Below are 14,255 nucleotides of genomic sequence, written 5' to 3' on the forward strand. Positions count from 1 at the left end.
TTATGTGGCTAGTTGGTACCGAACAGCGCTCTTGCGGTACACCGTCAGCGAAAGTCCGGGCGCCACGGACGGACTGGCTGTGACCGCTCTCCCCCGGTGATGCCGACGGTCAGCGAGCTCGGTAAACCGTCCAGCCGACGTCCAAGTGCCGCATGGCAATCTCGACAGCATCCCTGATCAGTGCGGGGTCGTCATGACGCCGTCCTGGATGGCCGCCATCACACCGCGCGGGCGAGCAGCTCGGGCTCATAATGCCGGGCACCGGGCGCGCGGGAGCCACGTCAGCCCGCCGCGCCCTTGAGCCGCTCGGCGTCGAGGACGGTGATGCGGCCGCGGGCATGGCGGAGCAAGCCGCGGTCGGCGAAATCGTGCAGCACTTTGGTACAGGTCTCACGGGAGGTTCCGGCGAGGGCGGCGAGTTGTTCGCCGCATGTGGCCGGAGTCAAGCAGGCCGGGCCTGAGGCGATCGAGGATTGGGTGCGGGGCGCAGCCGAATGTGCACGGCGTGCGACGGCCGCGGACATGGAACGCCCGAGTGCGACACGAAGGTGGTCGGGAGGGACGTCCTGCTCGACGGCAGGAGTTCTACAGGGGCATCGGCGGGCGGCGGGGAGAAGCGGCTGTTCTTGACCCCGCTCGGGTTGGACGCCGCCTCGTACCGGGCCAGAAGCTGGATGAGGTGGGCGGTCGCCGCGGTGCGCGCGAGGCGGGGGTACCTCATCCAATGGCGGTGAACGAGGCGATCATCGCGCTCGTCCGGCGGAAGCCCGAACCGGACCTGCCTGCCCCGGGGATACCGGAGCAGGCGCAGCTGGCCGGGCCCACCATCTCAGAACTCACGGCCCGACCCGCCGACGCCGGCCAGCCGTGGGATTCAACAGCCTTTCAGCTGGCCTCTTCGTAGTCGAACAGCGCCTCGGGAACCTGCTCGGCAATAACCAGGAGCGGAGCGCCGCCGACCATCGTGGCGCCGGACAAGCGCTCCACCGCGACGACCTCGAAGGACCCCGGCGCCTCGTCCACGGCACCCCGCAGGGTCATGTGGTTACCGAGGATCTGACTCTGGATCCAGCCGCAGGTGTACTGGTCAGCTGGGACGTCAGGGTGCAGCCGCACGGACAGGCAGAGCTGCTCGTCGGCCGTGCCCTGGTTGACCAGGGTCGCCTGAGCTTCCGCCACTTCCGCTTCCGCGCAGGCCAGCGAGACCAGTTCCTCGGCGGCGAGAGTACGACCACGGAAGGTCAGACTCGCGCCGGAATGGCCCTGCACCCGGATGGCAGGCTCGGCGATGCCGCACGCACACGCCGCCATCTCGCCCAGCCCACCCGTCTGGAAACGCAGGAGCGGGAACGTCGACTCACGGTGCGTGTTGGTGACGAGGAAGCTTTCCGCGTCCAGTTCCACGTACTGGTGCGGCAGGACGTGGAAGGTGTCCGGCGAGCACGCGGGCGTGTTGTGGCCGATCGGGCCAGAAGCAGGCGAGCAGTACAGACCCCAGATCTCGGCGTTCGGCAGGTGCCGGGCGACGAGCTCAGCCGTAGCGGTCACATCTCCGACGCTGCTCAGCAGCAGCTTGCGCAGCCAGGGCAGGGAGCGCCCCGAAGCCATGGCCATCCGCACCACTCGGGCGATGACGGCCGAGGGCGCCGCGAGTGCGGTGACGCCCCGGTTCTCGAGGAAGTCGAGCCACTGACCGAGTTCGTCGTCGTTGAGGTGGCCGATGGGCACGGTGGTAGCACCGCAGAGAGCCGCGTACACGTTGAAGAAATGGAAGGCCGACTGCAGTCGGCCGGCCGGGAAGAGGTTCGCCACGACGTCCCCGCCGTCCAGCGGCCTCCACTGCTCCAGCAGCTGCGGTGCGAACATGTCGTCCGGGAGCATGCTGAGCTCGGGGTGAGCCAGCGTGCCACCACCAGCCGAGAGGATGGCACCCTGTCGGTGCCGCGGGTCTTCGAGCAGCAGGCGGACCGTTTCGTGGTACTCGGCCTGGGTCAGGACCGGCACCTCTGACAGGTCCAGCGGGCGGGCGACTTGGAGAAGGTCTGCGTACTTCCCGCGGAGCGAGGAAATGTTCGCCGCCGTGCGCAGCATGTCCTCGAGCTCGCGCGGGGCAGGACTTCGACCGATCGACGGGGTTGGCCCCGCGGTCTTTGTCATATCGGCGGACCTCTCGGGGTATAGCCAGCAGGATGTGACCGAGGTCACTCCAAAGTAGATGGATTCACCCCATCCGCCCCCCGGCCGCGAGTCTATTTAAATCCGCAGGCAGGCCCGTGTCAATGACTTACTGCCGACAGGCGATTTCGGCTCCATCAGGCGAAACTGGGCCATCCCCGAACAGCGCCGACCGTCGCGAGCATAGGGTTTTCGGCCACACCAAGCGGAAAGACTAATTCCGAACCACGTGCCCCGACCGTGAATTCAAAGCGAAGAATCCACCCATATCTCAAATCCTGAGATGCCCGACGGCGCGGCACCCTACCCCTTCGCCGCCCGAAGGCATACGATAAGAGATCGTATATCTATACGATCACGAATGATGGAGGCATGCATGCAGACCCGCACCCTGGGAAGCGACCTCGAGGTGTCCGCCGTCGGTCTCGGCTGCATGGGGATGTCCCATGTGTACGGGAGCGCCGAGGAGGACACGTCCATCGCAACCATCCGACGCGCGCTCGACATCGGTACCACATTTCTTGACACTGCGGACATCTACGGCGGTGGCCACAACGAAGAGCTCGTCGGGCGAGCCCTGGCCGGCCGGCGCGGCGAGGCGGTGCTTGCCACGAAGTTCGGCTTCACGATGCGAGACAGCGGCATCCCGGGCGGCGTGAACGGCACACCTGAGTACGTTGCCGAAGCCTGCGAAGCGTCGCTTAAGCGCTTGAATACCGACTACATCGACCTGTACTACCTGCACCGCCGCGACCGGAACGTCCCCGTCGAGGAAACCGTAGGAGCCATGGCCGAGCTGGTCCATGCCGGGAAGGTGCGATACATCGGACTGTCCGAGGTAAGCGCGGAGACTCTTCGCCGCGCCCATGCTGTGCACCCCGTGGCGGCGCTGCAGAGTGAGTGGTCCCTCTGGGAGCGCGGGATCGAGGAGGACGTCCTGCCTGCCGCCCGGGAACTCGGGATCGGCCTGGTCCCGTGGTCCCCCGCCGGCCGGGGCTTCCTCTCGGGCTCGATCACATCCCTGGACGAACTTCCCGCGGACGACTACCGGCACCACGACCCCCGGTACCAGGGAGAGAACCTCCAGAAGAATCTCGAGCTGGTGCGTCGGCTCAACTCCGTCGCCGAGCGCCTCGGTCACTCGCCCGTCCAGGTCGCGCTGGCCTGGCTGCTGCATCAGGGCCGGGATGTGGTGCCGATCCCCGGGACCAAGCGGATCTCCTACTTGGAGGAGAATTCCGCCTCTGCCGCCATCGAGCTGACCGAGGATGTGACAAATGAGCTGTCGGAAATATTCTCCATGGGCGTGACCGCTGGACCTCGGTACGGCGAAGCGTCACTCAAGCTGTCCAACGGATAACCGCTGGCGAATGACGTAACGAAGGGCGGGTGCTCGAAGAGCACTCGCCTTTCGCTTGAGACTTGATGAAGTGGACTCGAAGTCGAAGACGAATTTCCGCCGCCTGCGGCCCCAGCCTTTAAAGCCCTCGTCACTGTGCGGAAATGATTCGCTCGATGGTGCGACACCGGCGCCTCGGGCCTGCCGAGGCCCGGCCCACAGGGCTACCTGTGCCACGCGTAGGCACGCAGCCCCGTACCCGCCCAGGCCTGGAGGGCACCTTCGCCCGGGAGGGTGCTGCAAGGGGGGTGGGGCGATCACCGGATATGAGGTTGAGAGGCCGGCCAGCATCGTACCTATCGTCTCAACATACTCACTGAGGGTAACCTTGAGTGATGCGGCATCAGAGATTCCGATCAAGCCACAAATGCTCGGCCTCGTATACAGATAAGACACCTGACATTAAGGTGTATCCATGCGGCTCCCCATCGACCAGCGACTCGGACACCACCTAAAGCGGGTGGAGCAAGAACTGATCGCCGCCAAGCACACAAGCTTGCGGCCGTTCAAGCTCAATGTCCCCCAATACAGCGTGCTACTGGCCCTTTCCCAGGAACCCGGCCTGTCCGGCGCCGTTCTGGCCCGGCGGTGCATGGTGACGCCCCAGACGATGTCGTCCGTGCTGGCGACTCTGGAAGGCAGAAGTCTGGTCGAGCGCAAACCTCACCCTGTGCACAGCCACATCTTGGAGGCTCGCCTGACCCGGACGGGCCAGACCCTGTTGTCCAAGGCCGATGAGTCCGTGGTCGAGGTTGAGCTCCTCCTGACGGAAGAGTTCAGCACCGAGGAGGCAGAGGAGCTCATCGGGCGCCTCCAGCGATGTTCCGCGGCCCTCGCGAAGGCCAGCGACAAGGGTCCCCGCAAGACGCCCACCCGTTGACAGGTGGGCAGGGCGCCGCAGCGCCCGTCTGGACATGACCGCCAGCTAGTCGATGGTTCACAACGCAGTGAAGACCTCGCCCTGAAGGGCGAGGTCTTCACTCATTTCACATCCGGGCCGCACGCTCCCGGCCGCGGGTACGGGGGATACCCGTGGGCCTGAGCGCCGGCCCGGACGGCACGAGCCCGCCCCACAAGGGGCGGGCTCACGTTCGGATCAGGCAGTGCCGTTGATGTACTGCAGCGCCTTGTCGTAGGTGGCCTTGGCCACGTTCCGTCCCACGTTCTGGCCCTCGAGGTTGTCGAAGGTCCAGTGCACGCCGCCGTAGATACGGGACATGCCGTCTTCGGCCGCCGCCTCGCTCAGCGTGTTCCACTTCAGTGTCACGTCCGCGGCCGGCGTCTGGCCGGGCTCGAAGGTGGACGTGCCGGCCTTGAAGGTGAAGGAGTCACCGAAGTTGTCGCTGCCCGTCCACAGCTTCAGCGACTCGGCCGCCGCCGCGCCCCACACCGCGTGTCCGGAGACGTACGAGGCGAAGGCGGGGGTCGTGACGTACGGCTTCCAAGCAGCGCCGTCGATCGTCTGGGTGCCCTTGCCCGGGCCACCGTAGCCCTGAACCGTCTTGCCCGACTGGTCGTAGCGGATCATCGTGATCGGCCGCGAGTAGTCGAAGTGCTCCTTGGTCTTCCAGGCAACGATGCCGGCGTCGCCCATCGCCAGGTTGAGCGTGAAGAACATCTTCACGTCCTCGCCAAGGGTGTGGCCGTCACGGTTCGAGATGAACTGGGCCCACTGGTTCTGGTGACCGGTCGGGGTCTCGGAACGCTCCAGCCAGTACTCGGCGATGACCTTCTCGCGGTCCGTCAGGTTGGCATTGACGTCCATCAGGTGCTTGATGTCCGCCTGGGAGGCGTCGCTGCCGTAGGTCGGCGGCGCGGGGGGCAGGAAGTCCGCCGCGTTGTTGATGGCGAACGGCGTGACGTCACCCCACTGCGGGGTGGCGAACGTGGGGGTGACACCGTTGTTGGTGAGCGGGGTCCAGCGGTTCGGGTCCACGATCGTCGACTTGTCGAACGCAGCGAGGTCCTGCGGCGGGTTGAACGGCGTGTAACCAGTGGTGTCAGCGTAGTTGTTGTCCTGGTTGGAGCCATCCACCTTGCGAACCTTGATCACGGCGTCGCAGGCCGTGTGCGCCACGCCGGCCGGGGTCTTGGTGTCGCGCACCGTGTTGGCCGGGTCGTAGCCGAGGGCTGTCAGCTTGGCGTCGAAGTCGGCCTTGAAGTCGGGGAAGAGGTAGTTCAGCGCATCGTAGGCCGCGTAGTTGATCGCAGCCTTTCGGTTGGCCAGGGTCCGCTTGTAGTAAGGCTGACGCAGGTCGTCGCCCAGCTGGGTCCCGACCGCCTTGTAGTCGTACGCGGCCCAGGCGTCGTATATGCAGGAGTGGACGGTGGCGTACACGCGGCTGCCGAGCGGCGGGCGCTTCAGGCCGTTGGTCTTCGCGGCCGTCTTCACCGAGGCGTCGTACGCCATCTTGTTCCACTGGATGACGAGGTTGTCCCCGCCCTGCGCGGCCTCGGACGACTCCGAGGCGGCCGCGGCGGCATCCACGGAGGTCGCCGCGGAGGCGGTACCGCTGCCGGTGATGGCGGCCGTGCCCAGCAGCGCGGCCGCAACGGCGACCGAGATACCGGCGCGCCGTCCGCGGCGGATCGACTTCATGGCAAGACTCATGGTGTCTCCCGGGAGGAATTCGCGACGACTGGCCTGCCCCGCTGGCTACCGGCTACTGGTCGCTGTCGTGTTCGGTGAGATCAACATAGGCAAAGACGGAGGCACCCGACCGCTTACCGAGCGTCGCCAACAGGCCTGGAAATCCCAGGATTTGAGATTGCGACGTTCTCCGGAGCGGCCGGTTCCTCCCCTCAAATCCTTCATTGCCATGACAAGTTACCCAAACAATCTGGTCTCTGATGGGTATCCGAATCAGGATGGTCCCGCTCAAGGCCCCTGCGGGAACTGCTTGTTCTTTGTCAGGTGTCCGTGGCCGCGCGTCTGCGCGCATGAAACGAGGGGCGGCACCTGTCGGTGCCGCCCCTCATCTACTGGCCGATATGTTGCCTCAGGCGCTCAGCAATCCCCCGTCAACAGCGGTGTCGGCAGAAGCGGATGACAGCGTGACGATGGCGTGGGCGACCGAGCACAGCGTGAGGTGACGGTGCCAGCCGCCGAAGCATCTGCCCTCGAAGTCCTTGATGCCCACCCTCTCTGCGACGGCCCCCGAGTCCGCCTCCACACGGCCGATGAGCCGCCCCAGACGCAGCAGGTCGCCGGCACGTGGCGCAAGCAGATTCGAGAGCCAGAGCTCATCGGGCACCCCGCCTCCCCCCCTCCACGTACCGACAAGCGCCAAGGGTCGATGCCTGGGCCCGGTTTCGGCGGTCGCAGCCGACCAGGGCAGGACCACGCCCGTCCGGGCCACCAGGACGCAGTCCGCAGCCTGGGCGGATTCGGACTCCAGCCACCGGACGGGAAGCGCAGCCCTGCGGACACGCTGCATGAGGCGCCACGCCTCGACGTAGCGATCTGCACGATCCCCCACAGCGGCCAGGTCTCCGGGCACCAGAGGGGTGGAACCGTTGATCCGCATGACGAGCGGGATGCCTAGATGGCCCAGCGCATCGGCGATCGCCGCGGCGTCCGTCGCCTGACGACCGTCGAGCACCACCGGCCGCCGCTCCAGACCCCATCCCTCGGCAACCTCGCGCACGGCATTGACGATCGTCTGGTCGGCGCTGGCGACCGCAAGGCCCTCCGGAATCTCGGCGCGCCTCCGCCGCTGTTCGTCACTCAGCCAACCGGGAGGCAGTACGAGCCGCCAGTTGACCGGAGCGCTTACATCCTCGTTCGCGAGCCAGAGACCGTATGCCTGCTGGCTGTTCACGACGCGTCCCAGCTGTGCCACGTAGGACTCTTGGACGCCGACGCTGTGGCGGCCCCACTTGGGGATGGCCATGGGGTGCACCACCCACGCCTGGGGGCGGACAACCCGGTCGAGATTTCGGCCGAGCGTCTGCCGTACCTGCAGCCAGTCCCATGAGGACTTGCTGATGAAGTGGTGCACGCTCTGCTCAGCCGCCCCTCCGCCGCCGCAGGCGGCGATGGATCGCATCGTCTTGCGACCGGGCACGGACAGCAGTCCCGATATGTACCTCTCACCCTTCAAGCGCTGATCACTTCGCGGTAGCGAGGCGAGCATCCGTCGTGAGAACCCGGTGGCGAACTCCGCCCACGGCTCCCGGGTCGCAGATCGCAGGCGTCTCGCGTCCATCCCCTTCACATCCCCCTCCGCAGTGGCGCTGTACGTTCGCCGCCAACCTATATCAAGGGTCAGATCCATGTAAGACTTCTTACACTCATCTACATTGCGATGCTTCTCGAGAGAGACGAGGAAAACGTGCAGTTCACACAAGCAATCCGACCCCTAGCTACTGCTGGACTCGCCCTCGCCGGACTGCTGTCGCTACCGGCCACCGCCAGCGCGATCGACGCCAATGAGACGGCCGAGGCAATGACACGGCCGGTGGTCACGGCGTTCGCTCTTCCCGGCGACCGTGTCTACCCCGAGGGGATCGCAGCCGATGCCCGCAATGGGGACCTCTACGTCGGTTCCTTCGGCACCGGCGCCGTGTACCGCGCCGCCCCGGGACAGGCAACCGCGGAGGTGTTCCTCCCGGCAGGGGCCGACGGCCGCGCAAAGGCCATCGGGGTCAAGGTCGACCAGCAGGGCTGGCTGTGGGTCATCGACCCGGCCGGGGTCACGCTTTACGACACCGATACGCGCGAGCGCGTCGCCCGGTTCGTATCCCCGACTCCGGAAACGTCCCTCGTCAACGACTTGGATATAGCGACGGACGGCACCGGGTACCTGACCGACTCCACCAGAGCGCTGGTCTACAAGGTCACGCCCTCGCAGGTGAAGCAGGCCGCTGAGGCAGGCGGTGTCGGAGGCGAGCTGGCCCCCGCGTACGACCTGTCCGGTACCGTCGCGCCCCAGCCGGCCGGCACGATCACCCTCAACGGCATCGAGGCGGACCCCTCCGGCCGCTTCCTCCTCACCGTGGACTCGGCGGCCGGCGATCTCTACCGCCTCGACGTCGCCACTGGTGCGGTTCACAAGGTCGAGCTGCACGGTGCGACGCTTCGCTACGGGGACGGCATGCACATGGAGGACGGATCCCTCTGGGTCGCTCACTACGCGAATAACACGATCAGCCGCTTGCGGGTGGCCGACGACGGCATGACGGCGACCATGGAGAAGCAGCTCACTGACCCCAGTCTGCAGATCCCCACCACCCTTGTCCGCCGGCACGGACGGCTGTACGCGGTCCGGTCCCAGTTCGACAAGGGCGGGCCCATCGGCCCAGGTGTTCCGGACGCCCCGTTCACGGTCGCTGAGGTCCGCGGCATGTGAGGCGACGCCGCACATGCCTGAGGGCCCGCGCCTCCGGAAGGAGGCGCGGGCCCTCAGTGCCTGGATGTCAGCTGTGCGCGTGCGCGCGGACGACGGGGAAGTCGATGTCCAGCTCCGCGACGTGGTTGAAGTAGTTCGTGAGGATGTTCAGGGAGATGGTGAAGACGATGTCGACGATCTCCTTGTCACCGAACCCCGCGTCACGGACCGCCTGGAGCTCCTCGTCCGTCACGGCGCCGCGGTTCTTCAGCACAGACTGGGCGAACGTCAGCACGGCCTGAGCCTCGGCCGACTCGGACTTCGCCTCACGCGCGGCCTCGATCTCGGCCGCGGGAAGCTTGGCCGCGTTGGCCGCGATGTAGCTGTGCGCCGACAGGCAGTAGTCACAACCGTTGTGCTCGGCGGTGGCCAGGGCGACGCGCTCACGGATGGGCGCCGCGAGACCCGCGCCGACCGCGCCGGAGAGAGCGAGGTAGGCCTTGAGGACCGCGGGAGAGTTGGCCAGAGCCTTGGCCAGGTTGGGGACGACGCCCATTCCCTTCTGAACGGTGTCGAGCGCGTCCTTGAACTCGCCCTGGGCCTCGGACGGCTGGATCATCTGAACCCTGCTCATGATGGGTACCTTTCACTGTGCGTGTATTTGCGGATATGTGAATTCCAGCCCTGCCGCGCCGTATGAAGGCAGCACGAAGCCGCGCCATGGGCGACAGGGGAGGTCATGGGTTCGGCGCACCAGGGGGTGCTGGCCGAATATCGGGCGTTATCGGACGCCCGTGCCGGCTGCCACGGGCTGGGAGGCAGCGGCCCCTTCACCGGACTCGGCCGGCATCACCAGGGGTTCGGCCTGGATGTCGTCCGAGGAGGGGCGAACCTGCACATGCGCCGTCGCGACGGTGAGGCAGGCAGCGATGAGGACGATGTTCTTGATGATGTACTGACCGTCCATCGTGGGGACGAAGGGCATCGTGGACCACACCTCATCCGGCAGCAGCACCAGGGTGGCGAAGACCCCTGCCATGTGGACGAAGAACACCGTGAGAGCCAGACGGAGCAGCACTCCGGTCACCAGTCCCAGCCCGATGGCAACCTCCATCACCGCGAGCAGCGGCCGGGTGACCTCGGGGGGAACGGCGTCGAAGGTCATGACGCTCATGGCATGGATGGCGATGTCCTCGGCCGGGCTCATCGCCGGGGAGAACTTCAGCATTCCGAACCACAGGAAGAGCACGCCCACGCTGATCCTGAGCACGGCCGGGCTGCGACGCTGGTAGGTGCTGGCGAACGCCTCCGACGTACGTCGTATTCGTTCGCGGAGTCGAGTGGTGCGTGTCATCTGTCTCTCCTCCTATTTGCCGGTGGGTACGGGGATGGAGTCGATCGGCTGTGGCTGCCCGGCTGCAGCGGCGGCCTTGGCGGTGCGGCGGCGGGAGTGGAAGTTCGATGCGATCAGGGCGCCGAGGACCAGGCAGATGCCGGCGATCTCGGGGCCGGTGGGCACATGGCCGAGGAATGCCTGCACGACGAACGCCGTCACCGGTACAAGATTCACGAACAGGGCTCCGTTGGCGGGCCCGAGGTCACGGATCGCGGTGAACCAGCCGAGCATCGCGATGACGCTGGCGGGAATGGCCATGTACAGGATCTGCCACCAGGAGGCGGTGTAGTCCTCGAACTCCGTGCTGGGGATCCAGCCGGCCAGCGAGGAGAAGGCAGTGAGCACCAGGATGCTGACGGTGCCCAGCAGACAGGTCAGGGTCGTGTAGCGCAGCGGCGACCACTCCGGGAAGTGCGCTGCGGCTCCGGTGCTGTAGATCACCCAGCCTGCCGCCCCGACCAGGGTGAGCAGTCCGCCGAAGCCAACGCCACCCGTCACCACACTCAGCGGGTTTCCGTTGCCCAGGACCAAGGCGACGCCGAAGAGGGCGAGCGCTACGAAGCCGAGGGTCGCTGCGTGCGGGCGCTTCTTGCTCCGTGCCCAGATCGCGAGCACGGTGAGGGCCGGCATGGTCGCGATCACGAGCGCGGAACTCTGCGACGGGATGGTCTGAAGTCCGACGTACACGAACAGGTTGAACCCGGCGAAGCCGATCGTCCCGAGCCACCAGATCTTCAGGATCCGCCCGTCGAATCTGAGGGCGCCGATGCCTTCCTTCATGGCCAGCAGCGCCACGAAGACGAGCGCGGCCACGGCGAACCGGGCAGACACCAGATGGAAGGGATCCAGGTGGTCGAACCCGGATTTGGCCACCGCGAACATTCCGCCGCCGGCGAGCGCGTTGATGACGCCGCCAAGGACGCCTCCAGCTGTCTTGGACCTGGCCACGTCATTTCCTCTCTCGGGAATCGCGACTACGGGACGGTGATGAATTCCTGGAAGCTGGCTGCCGGCAGCTTAAGTTGGGCGTGGATGTCGCCGCCGAGCCCGAACCAGCCGATGGCCCCGCCGTAGCTCTGCTGGTAGCTCATCCAGAGGACGACGATGTTGATGATCCGGTTGGCACCAGGGGTGCCAGGGGCCGGGAACGGGTTGGGCATGACTGCCCTGTAGGTGGAGTTGCCGGCCTCGTCCGTCACGAATACGTTCGGCACTCCCAGAGGCCCGGGCCGTGTGGGGCCGGCCGGGTCGAGGTCGTGCTCGCGCAGCGACATGATCGTGTAGACGCTGTTGGGGATGAGGTCACTGAACTCGAAGAAGAACTGGGCCGCGCGCTCGTCATCGGTCACGCTGACTTCGAGCTGCCCGCGGGCTCGTACCCATTGGCCGAGGGTGATCGGCGTGGTCACCTTCGGTCCGTCCTCCGGGCGGAGGTCGGGAATGGGTACGGCGTGGAAGGGGTAACTGGGCCGGCGCACCAGGTCCGCGTCCGGGCACTGCTCGGGGGCGAAGACCATGGGGTAGTTCGCGCAAGGAAGCGGCAGCGGAAGCGTGTGCAGTTCCCGGGCGCGATCCTCCGCCGACAGCTCGTCCGGGTTCAGCGGGAGTTCCTTGACGATGGTGTACGGGTGGTTCTCGCCAAAGGGCGGCACGGGACTGTCCGCGGCTACGATCGCCGCGCCCCACTCGGAGCGGGTCCGCCCGTCGGAGCCGGCGCGGTTCACGCGGCCGATGACGATGAAGTTGCCGTCTTCGTCCATCACCTCGCTGGGCGGATAGGTCGGCCCCTGAGTGGTAAGGCTGAGCTCGTAGTTGCGGACCTGGCCCATCGTGACCCTCACTTACTGCTTGTCTGTACTGAATCGTTGTGCGGAGTTGAAGTGACGGTGGATTCCCGGCGCGTGGCCAACAGGGCGAGAAGCACCGCGGCGACGATCGCCACGCATGCCGCCGTGACCACGCCGGCCCAGCCGTAGGCCGTCCATACCGGTCCCATCGCCATCGTCGAGAGGCTTCCCGAGCAGAGGCAGCTGAGCATGTAGCTGGAGGAGGCGCTTCCGCGGTTGCGCTCCGGTACGACGGCGGCGAGCAGCACGAGGACCGCGGGTTGGCAGGAGAAGACGCCGAGGAAGACCAGGAGCAGCCCGGCCGCCACGAGAGGCGTACTCCCGGCCCCAGCCAGGACAAGAATTCCCGCGAGAGCTGTGGGCAGACCCAGAAGGACCACCCGCCGGGCACCGAGTCGCGGAATCATCGCCCCGGACAAGGGGGCACCGAACAGGGCCGCCAGGCCGATCGCACTCACCAGGCCGATGGCCGAAGCGCCGAGGCCGAACGGTTCGGCGGCGAGCCGGAAGGTGAGGAAGGTGACCGCGCCAAGGTAGCCGAAGAACAGCAGGGCGCCGACCCCGAGGAGGCGGGCCACCTTCGGCTGCCCGAACATCCCCAGCGCCTGTCCGTAGGCCTGCCTGACGGCCCGGCCCCCGGCATGAGGCAAGTCCGTCCGAGGCAGGAAGGCCAGAGCGATGAGGCACGCGGCGTTGAGCAGCGCGAGGAGCAGGATGGCCTGGCGCCATCCCAGCCAGCCCGCCACCAGGCCCGTAGCCGAGCGCCCCACCGTGATACCGGCGACCGAAGCCGCGATGACGATCCCGAAGTAGGTGCCGGCTGTACCTGGTGGCGCGATGCGGGGCATCAGGGCGAGCGTGGCCGCCGGTACGGCCGCGGCAGCGACCCCGGCGGCGGCGAGAGCCGCGACGAGGACTGCGAAACTGCCCGCCTGTGAGGCGGCCACGAGCAGCACGACGAGCGCCGCTGTTCCCCACGTCGCCAGGGACTTCGCCTGGATCCGGTCGGACAGAGGACCGAAGACGAAGAAGGAGAGTGAATACGCCAGGCTCACGAAGAAGAACGCAAGACGTGCGTCCACCGGCTCCACGCGGAGTGACTGCGCGATCTGCGGAAAGATCGGCTGGGTCATGTAGACGGTGGCGACGACCAGGCACGTGGACACGGCTCCAATGGCCGGTGCTCTCAGATGCGTTCTGCGTTCAGACCGGTTGTGTGCCGGCATATCTCTCTCCTCCAGCGGTCCGCCGACGCGGATCAGCCCTCGATGCGGGCGTAGATCTTGGTGTAGAGACCCCGCTCACCGCCGGTGATGTAGCGGTCGCCGGCCTGGCGGACGATCTCCTGGTAGCGCTCGTTGGTGAACACGGCCGTGTACTGGGCAGGGTCGACGTTGAATCCCGACACGAACATGACCCCGGGCTCGGTGCTCAGCACGGAGTGGTAGGCGAGGAACACCTCGACCTCGTCGGCACCGCGGACGACCTCGAAGATCGTCTGGTCCCGCCACTCCCGGTACGCCTCGAACACCGGGGGCTTCACCTCGACATGGCGCATCTGCAGGTACTTCGTGTCGGGCAGCAGGTCATCGGTGGACTTCGGTGCTTCCACGAACTCGAGCAGCTGGCGGCGGAAGTCAGTGGCAAGCATCGGCGTCAGCTCGGTCCACAGCGTCCGCCACTCCTCCTGGAGGGCCGGGACGGCGGCCACACCCTCGACGGGCAGCAGCTCCAGGAGTGAGTTGTCCTCCAGTCCTCGGTAGAGGGTGCGGCCCTCGACGGGGTGGGCGGCGTTGTGCTTGCGCCACACCTCAACGGCAGCGTCAACGGCGGACTCTTCGACGAGGACCTCGGTCACCACGAGGGCGTTGGCGGGCATGAGCAGCTCCTTCGGTTCGATGTCTCAAGACTATAAGAGATCTTAGGTCTGGCAGGGACCATAGCAACATCCGAGAGTTGAGAACAAGCGGATCTCATCAGGAGGTGCGATTGCCGATGGATAGCCATCCCCCCTCGACCATCTGACCTTTGACAGATATAAGAGATCTGATCTATACAGGGCTGACGTGCCTCGCTGCTCCATGAAGCACGCCGCCGGCCTTGGACGC

Annotated in this window: 13 protein-coding genes; 3 read left to right on the plus strand and 10 right to left on the minus strand. The window is 66.5% G+C overall.

Annotation, left to right across the window (positions count from 1 at the left end; translation table 11 throughout):
- Positions 1-281: 281 nt before the first annotated feature.
- Positions 282-446, minus strand: coding sequence for a helix-turn-helix domain-containing protein (locus tag OG247_RS21515; RefSeq protein ID WP_327253771.1), 165 nt, complete (start codon positions 444-446; stop codon positions 282-284).
- A 439-nt stretch (positions 447-885) separates the two neighbouring features.
- The gene (locus tag OG247_RS21520; RefSeq protein ID WP_327253772.1) at positions 886-2,157 is read right to left on the minus strand and encodes a hypothetical protein; all 1,272 of its coding nucleotides are present in this window, start codon (positions 2,155-2,157) and stop codon (positions 886-888) included.
- Between the two features lie 394 nt (positions 2,158-2,551).
- On the opposite strand from OG247_RS21520, the gene OG247_RS21525 reads away from it, so the two are divergent.
- Positions 2,552-3,535 carry an aldo/keto reductase gene (locus tag OG247_RS21525; RefSeq protein WP_327253773.1) on the plus strand — a complete coding sequence of 328 codons (984 nt, stop codon included), beginning with the start codon at positions 2,552-2,554 and terminating at the stop codon, positions 3,533-3,535.
- Positions 3,536-3,989: 454 nt separating this feature from the next.
- Positions 3,990-4,454: a MarR family winged helix-turn-helix transcriptional regulator gene (locus OG247_RS21530; RefSeq protein WP_327253774.1), complete on the plus strand. Its 465-nt coding sequence runs from the start codon at positions 3,990-3,992 to the stop codon at positions 4,452-4,454.
- Positions 4,455-4,670: 216 nt separating this feature from the next.
- On the opposite strand, the gene OG247_RS21535 is transcribed toward OG247_RS21530, so the two are convergent.
- Entirely contained in the window at positions 4,671-6,185 is a 1,515-nt protein-coding gene (locus OG247_RS21535; RefSeq protein WP_327253775.1) for a vanadium-dependent haloperoxidase, read from the minus strand.
- Between the two features lie 388 nt (positions 6,186-6,573).
- Entirely contained in the window at positions 6,574-7,782 is a 1,209-nt protein-coding gene (locus OG247_RS21540; RefSeq protein ID WP_442813646.1) for an IS701 family transposase, read from the minus strand.
- Between the two features lie 99 nt (positions 7,783-7,881).
- On the opposite strand from OG247_RS21540, the gene OG247_RS21545 reads away from it, so the two are divergent.
- Entirely contained in the window at positions 7,882-8,925 is a 1,044-nt protein-coding gene (locus tag OG247_RS21545) for an SMP-30/gluconolactonase/LRE family protein (protein WP_327253777.1), read from the plus strand.
- Positions 8,926-8,992: 67 nt separating this feature from the next.
- On the opposite strand, the gene OG247_RS21550 is transcribed toward OG247_RS21545, so the two are convergent.
- The 6 genes from OG247_RS21550 to OG247_RS21575 form a co-directional block, all read right to left on the minus strand.
- Complete coding sequence (locus tag OG247_RS21550; protein ID WP_327253778.1) at positions 8,993-9,538, minus strand: carboxymuconolactone decarboxylase family protein; 546 nt, start codon at positions 9,536-9,538, stop codon at positions 8,993-8,995.
- 147 nt (positions 9,539-9,685) lie between these two features.
- The gene (locus OG247_RS21555; protein ID WP_327253779.1) at positions 9,686-10,258 is read right to left on the minus strand and encodes a DoxX family membrane protein; all 573 of its coding nucleotides are present in this window, start codon (positions 10,256-10,258) and stop codon (positions 9,686-9,688) included.
- 12 nt (positions 10,259-10,270) lie between these two features.
- Positions 10,271-11,248 (minus strand): DMT family transporter, encoded by a 978-nt coding sequence (locus OG247_RS21560; RefSeq protein WP_327253780.1) that lies wholly within the window; start codon positions 11,246-11,248, stop codon positions 10,271-10,273.
- 26 nt (positions 11,249-11,274) lie between these two features.
- Entirely contained in the window at positions 11,275-12,141 is an 867-nt protein-coding gene (locus OG247_RS21565; protein ID WP_327253781.1) for a hypothetical protein, read from the minus strand.
- On the minus strand, positions 12,138-13,313 hold the full coding sequence (locus tag OG247_RS21570; protein WP_327253782.1) for an MFS transporter: 1,176 nt from the start codon (positions 13,311-13,313) through the stop codon (positions 12,138-12,140). Before OG247_RS21570 ends, OG247_RS21565 begins: the two co-directional genes overlap by 4 nt.
- A 92-nt stretch (positions 13,314-13,405) precedes the next feature.
- The gene (locus OG247_RS21575; protein ID WP_327253783.1) at positions 13,406-14,026 is read right to left on the minus strand and encodes a hypothetical protein; all 621 of its coding nucleotides are present in this window, start codon (positions 14,024-14,026) and stop codon (positions 13,406-13,408) included.
- Between the last annotated feature and the right edge of the window lie 229 nt (positions 14,027-14,255).

The sequence above is a fragment of the Streptomyces sp. NBC_01244 genome (assembly GCF_035987325.1).
In the GTDB taxonomy this organism is placed as follows: domain Bacteria; phylum Actinomycetota; class Actinomycetes; order Streptomycetales; family Streptomycetaceae; genus Streptomyces.

What these genes read in the sequence shown, in the direction of transcription:
- OG247_RS21520 (WP_327253772.1), bottom strand. Translation starts at nt 2,157, where the DNA reads ATGACAAAGACCGCGGGGCCAACCCCGTCGATCGGTCGAAGTCCTGCC.
- OG247_RS21525 (WP_327253773.1), top strand. Translation starts at nt 2,552, where the DNA reads ATGCAGACCCGCACCCTGGGAAGCGACCTCGAGGTGTCCGCCGTCGGT.
- OG247_RS21530 (WP_327253774.1), top strand. Translation starts at nt 3,990, where the DNA reads ATGCGGCTCCCCATCGACCAGCGACTCGGACACCACCTAAAGCGGGTG.
- OG247_RS21535 (WP_327253775.1), bottom strand. Translation starts at nt 6,185, where the DNA reads ATGAGTCTTGCCATGAAGTCGATCCGCCGCGGACGGCGCGCCGGTATC.
- OG247_RS21540 (WP_442813646.1), bottom strand. Translation starts at nt 7,782, where the DNA reads ATGGACGCGAGACGCCTGCGATCTGCGACCCGGGAGCCGTGGGCGGAG.
- OG247_RS21545 (WP_327253777.1), top strand. Translation starts at nt 7,882, where the DNA reads ATGCTTCTCGAGAGAGACGAGGAAAACGTGCAGTTCACACAAGCAATC.
- OG247_RS21550 (WP_327253778.1), bottom strand. Translation starts at nt 9,538, where the DNA reads ATGAGCAGGGTTCAGATGATCCAGCCGTCCGAGGCCCAGGGCGAGTTC.
- OG247_RS21555 (WP_327253779.1), bottom strand. Translation starts at nt 10,258, where the DNA reads ATGACACGCACCACTCGACTCCGCGAACGAATACGACGTACGTCGGAG.
- OG247_RS21575 (WP_327253783.1), bottom strand. Translation starts at nt 14,026, where the DNA reads ATGCCCGCCAACGCCCTCGTGGTGACCGAGGTCCTCGTCGAAGAGTCC.